Origin of the sequence: Pusillimonas sp. SM2304 (assembly GCF_031628915.1) — a bacterium.
GTDB lineage: Bacteria > Pseudomonadota > Gammaproteobacteria > Burkholderiales > Burkholderiaceae_B > Pusillimonas_C.
The window spans coordinates 327,808-340,847 of sequence record NZ_JAVLUJ010000002.1 but is presented as its reverse complement, the minus strand read 5'-3'; the positions used below and the strand labels follow the sequence as shown (position 1 = coordinate 340,847).

Genomic DNA, 13,040 nt, shown 5'->3' with positions numbered 1-13,040 from the left:
GCTAGGGCCTCAGACCGTGCCGACCATGCGCTGCATGACCTGATTGCCGCCTTTGCGCCGGTGCCACAAGGCCGCGCCAATGTGGCCAACAATCAAGGCCAGCAGCGTCCAGCCCAACAAGCCATGGAAGTTGCCGCCCAGGTCGGTCATCCATTCGATCTTGTCGCCTTCGAAACCCGGCATAAGCGGTATGCCCCACGCCGAAAATGCCCTGCCCGACCCATACTGCCGTATCAGGCCGATCAGTGGCACCATGAACATCAAGGCGTACAAGGCCAGATGACCCAGGCGGGCGGCCAGGCTGACGGCGGGCGGGCGCGTATTGGCATTGACGGCCCACCACAGCAGGCGCAACACGATCAGCAGCATCAAGGTGGCGCCCACTGCTTTATGGGTCGCCCACATGAATTCGTCGAAAGCCGAGTCTTCGAACAGCACCCGTGCCGCCACCGAGGTGAACTGCCAGGCAAAAACAAACGTCATCAGCCAATGCAAACATCGGCTGACCAGCCCGTAACGAACGTGTGAATCACGAAAAAAGGAAGTGGATGACATGGTTGCGAGCCCCTGACAATTTGAAGCGAATGCACGAAGTTGGCATGCATGAAATTATTATGTGAATCGCACTTTAGACTGGGCGTCGCAGGGAAAGTTCGGCGCTATCCCTTGATGCTTCCCCGTGTACGCGCCGGCACCCGGCCCGGCCACGGCGGGCATGGCGGCCGCATACCAAAAAACCCATGATTTCGTTGAAAATCATGGGTTTGCTGTGTATTTCCGGGGCTTCGAAAAAAGATGCCTGGTGCGGCTTGATTCCGTGGGACAAAGTGACCCCATCTCCAGAAAACGTGCTGATGCACCTGAAGTACATTTACGACGCTGAGGAACTCACCGAACCGGCAACTACTAAGGATTTCTTAGTAGTTCGAACGGAAGGCAAGCGTCAGGTTAAACGCAGCCTGAGGCACTATAGTCTGGACGCCATCATTTCCGTAGGCTATCGCGTCAACTCGACGCTGCTTGTCCTAAAGGCTAGCCTTTTATATCACCAAGGACCGTTTGCATATCATCGATATGCTGTTCGGCTCTTCCCTTATTTCCATGAAATGGGGATTTCCGCAGATATAAACTTCATAAGGCTCGCTGCGCTTGTTCTGTGAAGGGCAGATTTCTTCCCATTCTCTTCGCAAACTATTGCCGCATACTACATGCCCGCCATCACGCAATGGCAAGGCTGCCTCGGCGAAGCCAAATTTTTCTTTGAACGCAATATTCATCTGGTGCTCAGTCAGCCAGAGCGAAAGCGTAGCGATCTCACAGGCGAAATCATCAATCTCAATGCCATAGAACTGCGTCAGTTTGATGCCCGAGTAGTACATTTCCGCCTGTTTGCCTAAGATATTCAGGGCATCAATAATCTCCATTTCCATCCTGCGCAGTTCCTCGTAGGCAATAATCAGAAAATTGCCGGAACCGCAGGCGGGATCGAAGATACGCAGGTTCTGCAGGCGCACCAGCAGCGCTTTTAGCTTCTTCTCATTGCCACGCACTTTTTCAAGTTCGGCGTGCAGCTTGTCCAGAAACAGCGGCTGTATCACCTTCATGATGTTGGACACTGAGGTGTAATGTTGCCCCAGGTTGCCGCACTGTTCTTTGTCAATCACCGCCTGAAACATTGACCCGAAAATATCCGGCTTGATTTCCGACCAGTCCAGCCCACCGCAGTCCAACAGTAGGCGCCGCGCCTTGCGGCCAAATTCAGGCACAGGTTCGTCATCTCGGAACAACCCACCATTCACATAGCGGAATGCCTGGAGATGGCTGGGCATACGCATGCGCTGGGGCGAGTCTTCTACCAGATTCAGCACCGTGAACAGATCGGTAAAGAACTGATCTACGTCTGAACCGTCTTCGCGCGTGCAGGCTTATAGCGTGGAAGTCAGTTGGCCTTCTTCAAAGATGCCAGTGTCTTCGGCATAGAAGCAGAACAGCAGGCGCGTTAGAAATACATTCAGTTCATGGATGTCTTCGGGTTTAGTGAGGTCATTGCGTTCGCGGATCAGGTCGAACAGCTGACCCATTTTCTCTGTGGCCTTGAGGTCAGCCGGGCGCTCCGGATACATCACCGTTTTTTCATACCCCGCCAGGGGCAGGAAGAAGGCGTATTCCTTGTTCAGCTCGGTCAGGTCGGTGACAAGGCGCTCATCAGCCTTCAGGTCAAAGGCTGCCAGGCTTTGAAAATCCGCGACGGTTACAAACCGCATGTCATGTCGGGCGATCAGGTCACTTTCTTTTAGGGTTTCCGCTTCAGCAGTCACGTCCTGGCCGACAGGCACTACTCGGAAATATAGTTTTTCTTCAGGCCAATGTCGTCGCCCGTATCCCCACCCACTGCAGTACCCTGCGACAAATTGCCGTGCCAATTTTCTTGATACAGACTCTCATCAAGCGACTATTCGTAGCATATAAACTCCACTATTATTATTTATGTAGCGTGAAAACTCCAATATGGAGTTTCCAAAGGAAGATTATCCAGTACTCTTCACTCACCTACAGCTTTACTTAAAAACTTACTTTTTGGAGAAGAGCCATGAAAGACATTCTTGAGAGCATCCTCGAATTGGCTAAGGAATCAGACGGCAACACACGGATCGCTGCTATCGCCGTGCTGGGCATTATTTCCATTGCTGTCGCGATGAAATCGTAGTGGTCGCAGCATGACAACAAACCACGGCGCTGGTGAGTCAGACCGTTTTGACGCCTACTGCCAAGCGCTTCGTATGAATATCAAGGCCGCCTTAAGCGTCTCTGGTCCTGAGCGCGAAGATGGCCGCGCAGGGGGTTGGAGAGACACCGACATCTACAGGCAAACCGGCCTTGCTCGGAGCACACTTCGAGCGCTCAGGCAAGCAGAGGAGGGGCTGGAACCCAAACCAGATCTACGCACCTTGTCCAAGCTAGCCGATCTTCTGGGTATCCCCATGGCGTTTCTTCTCATGACGCCAGAAGACTGGGAGCTCTTGATCAAGGCCGTGGGCGATCTTGAAACAATGATGAAGTCTGCCGACAAACTCCTGCGAAATGATTTTGGAAGCCACGCAACGGTGCATCGAGTTCTCGAACAAGTGGGCGTGTTCAGAACGCCACGGCCCTCCAACGCAACGCCTGATCCCAGGGAGAAAGCCCGCCTGGACAGCAGAGACGAAAGACGCAGACGTATAACTCACACGTTAGGGGCGTTGATGCTCCTCAGACAGCCACAGCACGAGGAGCTCCGCATGCAGAATTTGGTGCTTGTCGCTCTGGCGGCATCGCTGGCAAACCAGATCAAACAGCCAACTGATAAAGACCCTGAACATGGCACACAGTATCGATCCTGACCTGGATAATCTGCTTCTGGATTCGGACAGTGACGACATCAACATTCTGATTGACCACATCACTGCCAAGGGGGATGGGCGCATCTCGCTCTCCGCTGAGTCCTGCGCACAACTCGTACTTGCCAAGGCCTCGGGGAGAGTCTCCCCTGAAGATGTCGCGCTCATTTCCCAAGAACTGCGAAAATTCGGCGGAAATACCCTCCTCAATCTCTTCCGAAGAGGGAGGGGTGTGGCATACAAAGAGCTATTGTGTGACGTGGCTGACCATTTGAAGGTCAACTACAACAAGAACAGCGATTGCCCGAAAATCGAAATGGTCATCTTACTGAAGGTTCTCGAAGAATCGATTGATCGGATGACTGAACAAGAACGTGAAGCGTTGTTCAACAGCCTGGGAGCGAACTTCACAGGTACTGGGCCACTCATGATGGCTTCCCTGCAGGCTGCCATCAAAGCATCAGGCTTTGCCGCCTACAAGCTTTCTGCAATCGTGGCTCAAGCTACGTCCACAGCGATTCTTGGCCGGGGGCTGGTGTTCACCACCACTGCTCCCTTAATGCGAGGAGCCGGTGCATTCGCAGGCCCCATCGGCTGGGCAATTACAGGAATCTGGACGGTTTTTGACCTCGCGAGTCCCGCGTATCGCGTCACGGTTCCTTGCGTGGTTCAAATTGCCTATATGCGACAAAAGGCGTATTCCGCCCAAGAGAAAGAAGGACGTTGCCCGCAATGTGACACCCCGGTCTCGAGCAGTGCAAAATTCTGCGGTGAGTGTGGATGTCGTTTGAAAAACTGACCGGCCAACAGCAGACACGTAGCGCGTATATCAATAGATGTCCCTGTCTACAGTCGCGGACCAGGTGATGAGGTCAGGAAAGATGGCTGCGCCGGCAACAGCCAGGTGTTTGGTGTCGCCCGCAGGCAAGCGAAGCGCGCAAGCCCGGCCAAGAAGCCGGGCCGAAGGCGTCATCGATGGGGAAGGCTGACGTCAGCCAGTCCCGCCAGGGATGAGCGAACAGCGAACCTGAAGCAGCGCGGTCTGCGAAGCAGGGACGCACATATGATCCGATTACCACGCTTCCCGTCTGGAAACTGGAAACGAACCACCCACTGCTTCTGACCACTTGGCTGCACGACCAGGAACAGGCCGCGCCCAGAAGCCAACGTGTAAACTGTATTCTTGGGTTTCGCCCTGCGAGCTGCAAGATCAGTGAGTTGTGTGGGGATTTTTGGCATGTCGGGTCTCTAAGTGGGCCATTCTATGGTATGTAATTTTTAACATACCAAAACGCATACCAAAAACCCGGGATTTACTGCCCCCCCCCTGAGACGCCCTGAACGCAAAAAACCCGCACAAACCTAATGTCTATGCGGGCTTCCGGTACTTCTCAGGCCGTTATGAAACAACCTGATGTTTAACTGTGGTGCCGACGACGAGACTCGAACTCGTACAGCTTTCGCCACTACCCCCTCAAGATAGCGTGTCTACCAATTCCACCACGTCGGCTTGCAAAGAGCGGTATTCTAGCACGAAAACAGGTTCATATTTTGACGAACCCGGGCACGGTGTGCTGGCGGGAAGCCGCGTCATCAGGCGGCTTCCGGGTTTCGCTTAATTGTTTTGGGCAGGCTGTTGTTGGGCGCCGCCGGACGGCTCGGCCGGCGCCGGCTCAGGCGTCTGGGCGGGTTGCTCGGCAGGCGCAGGCTGGGCGGGCGCTTGCGGCACATCGGATGCCTCGGGCGCTGCGGGCGCAGGCGCAGACGGTACCGCCGCACCGGATGGCGCGGCAGGCGCCGCGGGCACGGCCGAGCCAGCGGAAGGCACTTCCTGGCCCTGGAAGCCTTGCATGACGCCGCCATCGATCACCGACGGGCTGCCGGCGGGATGATGAGCCACCCAGGCCAGGCCGCCGGTCGAGGCAAAAAAGATAATCGCAGCCCATTTGGTCGTGCGCGACAGAAAGTTGGCCGCGCCCGTGGCGCCGAACAGGCTACCTGCGGAACCGCCGCCGAACGAAGAGCCCATATCGGCGCCCTTGCCCTGCTGCAGCAGGACCAACACAATAATACTCAACGACGATATAACCTGGATCGCCAAAAGTACAGGTGACAACCATTGCATGAAAAAACTCCGAAGCCTATGCGGCCGCTATACGTAAAAATTCTTCCGCCATCAGCGACGCGCCGCCAACCAGCGCACCGTCGATATCAGACATGGCAAACAAAGAGCCCGCGTTCGAGGCCTTGACGCTGCCGCCATAAAGCACCCTGACTTCGGGTACACCCAGGCCGGCCAATTGCGAACGAATAAAGGCATGCACGGCCTGCGCCTGCTCGGGCGTTGCCGTACGGCCCGTGCCGATGGCCCAAACGGGCTCGTAGGCAATGACCATTTTGCCCACCTGCTGGGCGCCCAACGCCAGGACCGGCGCAAGCTGGCGTGCAATGACCTGGTCTGTTTGGCCGGCTTCCTGCTCGGCCAGGGTTTCACCCACGCACACCACGGGCGTGATGCCGGCATTCAGCGCGGCGACGGCCTTTTCAGCCACCAGTTGATCGGTTTCACCGTGCAGCGTGCGCCGCTCGGAATGACCGGCCAGCACCCACTGGCACGCAAAATCGCTGAGCATGCCGGCAGATACCTCGCCGGTAAAAGCGCCCTGCTCGTGCTTGCTGACGTCTTGAGCGCCCCAGGTAATTCCGCTGCCCTGCAAGCTGGCATGGGCCTGCCCCAAATAAGGGAAAGGCACGCAAACGGCCAGATCGCAATCTTGCACGGCCGGCACGCCCGCGCACAAGCCATCCAGCAGGCTAGCATTTGCAGCTTGATGGCCGTGCATTTTCCAGTTGCCTATGACAAGGCGCTTACGCGTTTGATGACTATTCATTGGCCCGAAACAAAAAAATTTGGACAACCCGGCATTGTAGCGTGTTCGCGGCCAATCTGCCTAACAGCAAGCTGACAAGCTAAACGGTCAAAACAATTTTCCCGATCTGCTCGCCCGCGTCCATCATCGCGTGTGCATCGCAGGCCTTGTCCAGCGGAAAGGTGGCGTGGACGATGGGACGGATTTTCCCGCTTTCCAGCAAGGGCCAGACGTGCTTTTTAAGGGACTGCGCAATATCGGCCTTGAATTCGACCGGGCGCGGACGCAAGGTGGAGCCGGTGACCGTCAGGCGGCGGCGCAGTATCTGGCTGCAATCGATGGTGGCCTTGGCCCCGCCCAGCAAGGCGATGATGACAATGCGGCCGTCATCGGCCAGGCAATTGATGTTGCGGTTGATGTATTCACCCGCGACCATATCCAGCACGACATCCACGCCCTTGCCGTCAGTCGCCTTCTTGACCTCTTCCACATAGTCCTGGCTGCGGTAGTTGATGCCCAGCACGGCGCCCAGGCCTTCCACTGCCCGGGCACGCTCGTCGCTGCCCACCGTGGCATACACCTTATGGCCCATGGCCGTGGCCAGTTGCACCGCCGTCGTGCCGATGCCGCTGGCGCCGCCGTGCACCAGCAAGGACTCGCCCGCCGACAAGCGGCCGCGATCGAACACATTCGTCCAGACGGTATAGTAGGTTTCGGGCAGGCCCGCCGCTTCGACATCGGACGAACCCTTGGGCACCGGCAGGCACTGGGCCGCGGGCGCGGCGCAGTACTCGGCATAACCGCCCCCCGCGACCAGGGCGCACACCTTATCGCCAATGGCCAGGCCCGTGCTGCCCGTGTCGCCCGACACGATTTCACCCACGACCTCGAGCCCGGGCAAGTCGGACGCGCCGGGCGGCGGCGGGTAATTGCCCTTGCGCTGAAACACATCGGGCCGGTTGATGCCGGCAGCGGAAACTTTGATCAAGACTTCGCCGGCCTTGAGTTCCGGCATGGGCCGGTCCACCAGCACCAACACTTCAGGACCACCCGGCGTTGAAATTTCCACTGCTTTCATTGCGACTCCTTGTTTATTCGATCCAAAAGCCTATTATCACCCGTTCCGCCATTTTTTTGCTCCCGGTCCCTGCACGGCGCAAACCGCCCGCCACGACACCCCGTAACAGAAGCCTGCCAGCGGCCTGTACCATTGACGCAAGCAGTATAGATAAACCATGGATACCGAGCCTTTGATATTTGCTTGATAAACAATTGATAATTTCTTGTTTGTGCCTGGCCTACGCTGATATATACGCAACAACGCCAGGCGGGCATGTCACACTCCAGACGCTTTACTCATTCTTCTTCCGGCGCCAGCCAATGCATGGGCGCCAACACGGGCATTCCCCGCCCCCTGATGCAAGGCGCCCATGAAGCAAGGTCTCTACCGGCGGAAACGCACGCGTTCGCGGCGCCAGTACAAAGCGATCACCCCAAGCACTCCAACGAAGAAAGGCTGGAATTGTCTGTGGTCCTCCCCCTGCACAACGAAGCAGAAGTCATTCACCTTATGTACCGGCGGCTGAAGGCGGCCATCGCGCCGCTGAATGTGCGCTATGAGCTGGTGTTTGTCGATGATGGCAGCAACGACGGCACGACCGCGGCCTTATCCGGCATTGCGCTCCGCGACCCGCAGGTGGCCGTCATTGTCTTCACACGCCATTTCGGCAAAGAAGCGGCATTGGATGCCGGGCTGGCCCTGGCCGGCGGGCAGGCCATCATCATCATGGATGCGGATCTGCAGGACCCGCCTGAACACATTCCAGGCATGCTGGCGGCATGGCGCAAAGGGGCCAATGCAGTGCTTATGCGCCGGCGTAATCCATATCCAGGGCCGATGCTCCGGCATCTGGGCAAGTGGTGTCTTCACCGCATGCTGGACGTCATTGGCGATGTGGGCATGCCCAAGGATAAGGTCGACTTCATGCTCTATGACCAGAAAGCCTTAGACGCGCTCAGCCTTGTCGTCCACCGAAAGCGCTATATGCACACCATATTCGAATGGGCGGGCATAAAGCAGGCCGTCATTGAGTACAACAGGCAACCCAGGGCGGCAGGTTCCTCGAAATCCAGCATTCTGACATTCCTCGGGCTTGCTGCGGATGACACAAGCATCTATACCGATGTCCTGCTGCGCGCCCTCATGTCGCTCGGTCTGGTGGGCGCCCTGGCCAGTTTGCTCTATGCCGGCTGCATCTTCACGGCAGCCGCCGTTCTACACGACCCTGCGCCAGCCAAGCCGCTGGCCCTGTCCACCCAGGCCTTGCTCTGGAGCGCCCTATTGTTTTTGGCCGGGTGGATGGGCAAATCAATCAACCGCACACGCCCTTGCACCAAGCGCCCGCGGTACGTCGTCAAGAAACTGATGCGGTCCCGCGTGCCTTCAGTGCTGTAGCGGCCGGCAGGCCCGGGCATTGCGCTGCTGTCCTGGCTTCCCGGCATATGGGTAAAATCGGACGACAAGCAGAACCGGCATCTGAAAGGGTGGAGAGCATGGCAAACCGCTACCCATTTATCGAATAACCCTACTGGATAAACCCATCAACATGCCCCCAAAGCACTCAATACGGATGCTCATCGTCGAGGATCATGCGGGTCTTGCCACCAACCTGCTGGAATTTTTCCACGACAGCCGATACATACTGGATTTCGCGTCCGACGGCCTGACGGCGATCCATCTTATCGCCACCCATGAATACGATGTGATTATTCTGGACGTCATGCTGCCGGGGCTTTCCGGATTCGAAGTATGCCGCCGGATTCGCCATGACATTCACTGCTCGACACCCGTCATTATCATGACGTCGAAAGACCAATTGCAAGACAAGGAACAGGGCTTTATCGTGGGCGCGGACGATTATCTGGTCAAGCCGTTCAATCTGCGCGAGCTGCAACTAAGGGTCGATGCGCTCTATCGGCGCAAGGCCGGATTTTCCAGGACACCCGAGATCACCATTCCCGGGATCCACTTCAATCCCGGCACCTTCGTGGTGCGCACCGACGGCGGCGAACAGCTTGAACTGACCGGCACGGCGGCCCGCATCTTCGAAGAGCTGATCAAGGCGCATCCCGACTTCCTTTCATACGCCGATCTCCAGGACAGGGTGTGGGGCGAACGCGAAGTCGACATGAACACGCTGCGCACGCATGTGTATTCGCTGCGCAAGCTGCTGCAGGATACATTTCAGTATCCTATGATCAAGACCCTGCACGGACGCGGCTACCGCCTCCTGGCGCCAAACAAAGATAGCCGATGAAGTTCAAGTCTATTTCCCGCAGGGTCTATCGGGCCATCCTGGCAGTCAGCGTCGTCAGCATGGTCGTCATGGTCATGACTGTGCTGCTCGTGAATGAAGACCTTGAACACACGATGCTTGATGTGGAGTTTGCAGAAGAACGCGACTTCATACTGATGAACAATACGGGCGAAGACGTGCTGGTCTGGGATACGCCCAACCTGGCCGTCGTTTTCGTGCCCCACGGCAAACCTCGCCCCGATGTCCTGCCGCCAATATTCCGTGGGTTGCCCGATAACTATTCAGCGGAAAGCACGTTCGATGCCAAAACTTATCTGGTGACCGTCGATACCGTCGAAAAGGGTCTGCTTTACGTCGCCAAGAACATCACGCACTTTGAGGACCGGGAAGCGCTTTTTAGCGTCGCCTTGATCATCATGACGCTGATCATCATCGCGTTCAGTCTGTTGCTTGCCGTATTGAACAGCCGCCGCATCGTCAGGCCCTTGAAGCTGCTATCTGAACGGATAAGCCGGATTCCCGTAGGGCCGAACATGCCCCGGATGGAAACCGACTACGCCGATGCCGAGCTGCACTCTATTGCGATGACCTTCAACCGGTTCCTGGATGAACTGGAATCCTATGTGCGAAGAGAGCAGTCGCTCTTGAACCTGGCCAGCCACGAGCTGCGCACCCCCATCGCGGTCATGTCGGGAGCGCTTGATATTCTGGAGTTGCGCGACCAGCTTACGCCGAACGACCAGGCCACGCTCAAGCGTGTGCGCAGGTCATGCGACGAAATGCGGGACAACGTCAACATCTTGCTCAAGCTGGCTCGCCGCGATCCCACCGATCAAGCACACGAAGTGTTTGACGTACGCCCTGTCGCGCAACAGGTAATCGAAGACCTGAAGGTCAGCCATCATGCAGGAGACCGGGTCACGCTTGAGGCAAAGTCCGCTGTGATGGTAAAAACCGACACCGTCATGGTACGCATGCTGCTCCGCAATCTCATACAGAATGCCCTGCAACATACCCAAAGCGATATTCGCGTCACGCTGTCGGAAAGCATGATCGACATTGAAGACCAGGGGTCGGGGCTGACCGCCGAGCAGCAAGCCATTCTTCTGGGCGAAAAGAAAATCGCTTCTGACGGATCAACGCTCACTGGATTAGGCCTCTATATTGTGACGCTGATGACCGAAAGGCTGGGCTGGCAGCTTGACATTGCGCAGACCGACAACCATGGCACACGCATCCGCCTGAATCTCAAGCCGATCAACTGAACGATATCCCCCTCTGATCAAGGGCGCCCATTGCGCAGCTCGCCCCGGGCGCCTTGTGCCTGCTTGCCCCTTTCTGGACAAGACAGGCCCCGGTTTGATGAATTCTTGATTTTTTCTTGATGAATTCTTGTTGCCGGCCTGCCTATTCTTGCCCCGTCGCTTGACCAATATCCCCTCTTGCAGCACATGCCGTGCACCGGGTGCTTGATGATCGCACCTGGGCATTGGCACTGCACGACCCTACCGCCTACAGCCTTCATGCGTGCAACCACACTCTCTTTTATCCTTGCCAGCTTCTGCTTTCTGAGCGCTAGCCGTCTCGCGCTTTGTCTGTGGCAATGGCGGCGCGTCCAGGCCGCCGGCGGCCTGTGGCCCATTCTTAAAGGTGGTCTGCGCATCGACGCCGCCCAGATCGCCATGCTGGCAGGCATCCCCTTGATCCTGGGCCCCTTCCTGGGTCACTATCAGTTTGCCGATACGATGGCCGTGGGTTGGCTGCTTGCCGCGTGGTTCCTGCTGGTGCTGCTGGAAGCATCGACCCCCCAGTTCATCCTGGAATACGACACCCGCCCTAACCGCCTGTATGTAGAGTATCTGAAACACCCCAAAGAAGTGTTTGGCATGCTGTGGAAAGGCTATCGCCTGGTCATAGCCGGCGCATTGCTATGGGTCGCGCTATTGATGTGGGCAGGTTATCAATGCTTTGGCCAGGTTCGCGCCGACGCGCCGCTGTCAGGGTGGCAGCAAGTCCTTTACGCCCTTGCCGCCGCGCTGCTCGTTTTCCTGGCGATTCGCGGCACCTTGAGCCATCGGCCCATCAACTCGTCCACGGTGGCCTATTGCGGCGATGGGATGCTCAACACCTTGCCGCTGAATTCGCTCTACAGCGTTCTTTATGCGCTCTACAGCATGAAGAACGAACGCTCCGCCTCGGACGTGTACGGCAAGCTGCCCGATGCGGACATCAGTGCTGAAGTCAATCTGCGTGCCGGCATTACCCCCTCGAGCCGCGACATTCCTTCACTTCACCTTCAGGAACCCACCTTCAACAGGCCAAAGCCGCTGAACCTGGTGATGATTGTCGAAGAGAGCCTGGGGGCCCAATATGTAAAGAACCTGGGCGGGCGCGGCCTGACGCCCCACATCGACCAACTGGCCGGCGAAAGCTGGAACTTCACCCAGGCCTACGCAACGGGCACGCGATCGGTGCGCGGCCTCGAGGCGCTTGTCGCGGGCTTTCCACCCACCATTTCCGATGCCGCCTTGCGCCTGTCGGGCGCCCAGCGTAACTTCTACACCCTGGCCCAGACGCTGAAGCAGCATGGCTATCGATCCCGGTTCATCTATGGCGGGGAAGCCCACTTCGATAATATGAAGAGCTTCTTCCTGGGCAACGGCTTTGACGAACTCCACGACCTGCCCACCTTCCACAAACCCGCCTTTGTCGGAACATGGGGCGCATCCGACGAAGACATGTTCAACAAGCTCGATGCGCTGTTAAGCGATCCTTCCGGCCAGCCAAGCTTTACCCTTGCGTTCTCCGTGAGCAACCATTCCCCCTGGGAGTACCCGCCAGGGCGGATTCAGGCCAATGGCGACCCTGCAACCCTGGACAATAGCGTTCGATACGCCGATTGGGCGCTGGGGCAGTTTTTCAAGAAGGCCAAGGCCTCCGGCTATTGGGAAAATACGGTGTTCCTTGTTGCGGCAGACCATGATTCCCGCGTCTTCGGCGCCAACCTGGTGCCGCTCAGGCATTTTCATATTCCCGCCTTGATCCTCGGCGCCGGCATTCAGCCACGCCAAGACAAGCGCATCATCAGCCAGATCGACTTGCCCCCGACCCTGCTTTCTTTGCTTGGCATCCACAGCGAGCACCCCATGATCGGGCGCGACCTCACGAGCACAGACAGCAACCGGGCGATGATGCAGTATGGCGAGAACTACGGATATCTTAAAGGCGACAGATTGCTTGTTCTGGAGCCGCATCGCACGCCTACTCAGTACCGCTATGCCGCGCCCGCTTCCTATACGCCGGAACGCGTGGACGATGCCCTGCTCAAGGAAGCGCTGAGCCATGTACTGTGGCCCGCGTGGGTCTATAAAAACCATTACTACACGCTGCCGCAGCTTCAATCGGCACACCCGGGAAGCATCAGCCCGCCTTAATGGATTCTTGATTCTTAATTGACGATTTCTTGTTGCCGGCAT

General features: G+C 57.2%; 14 protein-coding genes and 1 tRNA gene. 7 read left to right on the top strand and 8 right to left on the bottom strand.

Annotated elements, in window-relative coordinates; translation table 11 throughout:
• Positions 1 to 9 precede the first annotated feature (9 nt).
• Positions 10 to 555 carry a cytochrome b gene (locus RE432_RS10585; protein ID WP_310933380.1) on the bottom strand — a complete coding sequence of 182 codons (546 nt, stop codon included), beginning with the start codon at positions 553 to 555 and terminating at the stop codon, positions 10 to 12.
• Positions 556 to 740: 185 nt separating this feature from the next.
• Here RE432_RS10585 and rhuM point away from each other — a divergent pair, with 185 nt between their 5' ends.
• Positions 741 to 1,160: a RhuM family protein gene (gene rhuM / locus RE432_RS10580; protein ID WP_310933379.1), complete on the top strand. Its 420-nt coding sequence runs from the start codon at positions 741 to 743 to the stop codon at positions 1,158 to 1,160.
• On the opposite strand, the gene RE432_RS19625 is transcribed toward rhuM, so the two are convergent.
• Positions 1,041 to 1,868: a DNA methyltransferase gene (locus RE432_RS19625; protein ID WP_409079844.1), complete on the bottom strand. Its 828-nt coding sequence runs from the start codon at positions 1,866 to 1,868 to the stop codon at positions 1,041 to 1,043. The genes rhuM and RE432_RS19625 overlap by 120 nt on opposite strands.
• Positions 1,869 to 1,925: 57 nt before the next feature.
• Complete coding sequence (locus RE432_RS19620) at positions 1,926 to 2,318, bottom strand: type IIL restriction-modification enzyme MmeI (RefSeq protein WP_409079843.1); 393 nt, start codon at positions 2,316 to 2,318, stop codon at positions 1,926 to 1,928.
• 399 nt (positions 2,319 to 2,717) lie between these two features.
• Between RE432_RS19620 and RE432_RS10565 the strand changes: the two genes are divergently transcribed.
• The gene (locus RE432_RS10565) at positions 2,718 to 3,380 is read left to right on the top strand and encodes a hypothetical protein (RefSeq protein WP_310933378.1); all 663 of its coding nucleotides are present in this window, start codon (positions 2,718 to 2,720) and stop codon (positions 3,378 to 3,380) included.
• Positions 3,358 to 4,176, top strand: coding sequence for a ubiquinol-cytochrome C chaperone family protein (locus RE432_RS10560; protein ID WP_310933377.1), 819 nt, complete (start codon positions 3,358 to 3,360; stop codon positions 4,174 to 4,176). Before RE432_RS10565 ends, RE432_RS10560 begins: the two co-directional genes overlap by 23 nt.
• A gap of 170 nt (positions 4,177 to 4,346) precedes the next feature.
• On the opposite strand, the gene RE432_RS19615 is transcribed toward RE432_RS10560, so the two are convergent.
• From RE432_RS19615 to RE432_RS10540, 5 genes are all read right to left on the bottom strand, one after another.
• Entirely contained in the window at positions 4,347 to 4,616 is a 270-nt protein-coding gene (locus tag RE432_RS19615) for an Arm DNA-binding domain-containing protein (protein ID WP_409079842.1), read from the bottom strand.
• Between the two features lie 186 nt (positions 4,617 to 4,802).
• A tRNA-Leu gene (locus RE432_RS10555) sits at positions 4,803 to 4,887 on the bottom strand.
• A 105-nt stretch (positions 4,888 to 4,992) separates the two neighbouring features.
• Positions 4,993 to 5,502: a preprotein translocase subunit SecG gene (secG, locus tag RE432_RS10550; RefSeq protein ID WP_310933376.1), complete on the bottom strand. Its 510-nt coding sequence runs from the start codon at positions 5,500 to 5,502 to the stop codon at positions 4,993 to 4,995.
• Between the two features lie 16 nt (positions 5,503 to 5,518).
• A complete protein-coding gene (gene tpiA, locus RE432_RS10545; RefSeq protein ID WP_310933375.1) occupies positions 5,519 to 6,268 on the bottom strand; it encodes a triose-phosphate isomerase in 750 nt (249 codons plus the stop codon).
• 79 nt (positions 6,269 to 6,347) lie between these two features.
• Entirely contained in the window at positions 6,348 to 7,325 is a 978-nt protein-coding gene (locus tag RE432_RS10540) for an NAD(P)H-quinone oxidoreductase (RefSeq protein ID WP_310933374.1), read from the bottom strand.
• Between the two features lie 255 nt (positions 7,326 to 7,580).
• On the opposite strand from RE432_RS10540, the gene RE432_RS10535 reads away from it, so the two are divergent.
• The 4 genes from RE432_RS10535 to RE432_RS10520 all read left to right on the top strand — a co-directional run bounded on the left by RE432_RS10535 (position 7,581) and on the right by RE432_RS10520 (position 12,998).
• Positions 7,581 to 8,702: a glycosyltransferase family 2 protein gene (locus tag RE432_RS10535; protein WP_310933373.1), complete on the top strand. Its 1,122-nt coding sequence runs from the start codon at positions 7,581 to 7,583 to the stop codon at positions 8,700 to 8,702.
• A 151-nt stretch (positions 8,703 to 8,853) separates the two neighbouring features.
• Positions 8,854 to 9,564 (top strand): response regulator transcription factor, encoded by a 711-nt coding sequence (locus RE432_RS10530; RefSeq protein WP_310933372.1) that lies wholly within the window; start codon positions 8,854 to 8,856, stop codon positions 9,562 to 9,564.
• Entirely contained in the window at positions 9,561 to 10,829 is a 1,269-nt protein-coding gene (locus RE432_RS10525) for a HAMP domain-containing sensor histidine kinase (RefSeq protein WP_310933371.1), read from the top strand. The genes RE432_RS10530 and RE432_RS10525 overlap by 4 nt, the downstream gene beginning before the upstream one ends.
• A gap of 258 nt (positions 10,830 to 11,087) precedes the next feature.
• A complete protein-coding gene (locus RE432_RS10520) occupies positions 11,088 to 12,998 on the top strand; it encodes an LTA synthase family protein (protein WP_310933370.1) in 1,911 nt (636 codons plus the stop codon).
• The last annotated feature ends 42 nt before the right edge of the window (positions 12,999 to 13,040 follow it).